Genomic DNA, 610 nt, shown 5'->3' on the forward strand with positions numbered 1-610 from the left:
GATCTCGGCTAAAACGGAATCGACATTCTCACGTTTACGTAAAAGTCGTTTGATCGTCTGCTTTTCAGCGTCATTAATAATCTGGCGTAATGACTCGGTGATATAGTAAATCCGTCTGCATTCGTCAGCCATTAACGGTATATGCTCTACCTGAAAACGCTCCGGTGATGGTGTGCCAGTCACTTCGCGTAACGCCAGCCACACCGCATTACTCCATGAACGCTCAAAACGAAAACCATTTGTCATACACCAGACTAAGTGTGTCAGGTTACGGGTATCAGAATGGCTAAAACGCTCTGCGGCTTTTGGTTGGGGTTGAGGATTATAGTTAGTGGTTTGATTAACTGTTTGTTTGTCTAGAATATCCAGCACCCATTTTCTGAATTCTTTTGCTACTGGCGTATTGGCGAACATAGCAATTAGGTGTGCACCACGTAGAGAGAAAATTCGGTTTTTATTACGAAGATTGTCGTAACCTATTGATTTTATCGAGGCGGTCAAATTGACCGTCTCGGTCATGCAAGGTGAAAACTCATCTTTATTACGATTGTATATCCGTGTTACTGCATCCGTGTGAGCGTACTCTAAAGCTCTAGCAAGTTCAGCAGAA

At 43.3% G+C, this 610-nt stretch carries 1 protein-coding gene; it reads right to left on the reverse strand.

Features of this window, described 5'->3' with window-relative positions; all coding sequences use genetic code 11:
- The coding region (locus CBG25_RS10020; RefSeq protein ID WP_290606413.1) for a BRO family protein at positions 1 to 610 on the reverse strand (610 nt) is incomplete at both ends.

Source organism: Arsenophonus sp. ENCA, assembly GCF_002287155.1.
Lineage (GTDB): Bacteria > Pseudomonadota > Gammaproteobacteria > Enterobacterales > Enterobacteriaceae > Arsenophonus > Arsenophonus nilaparvatae.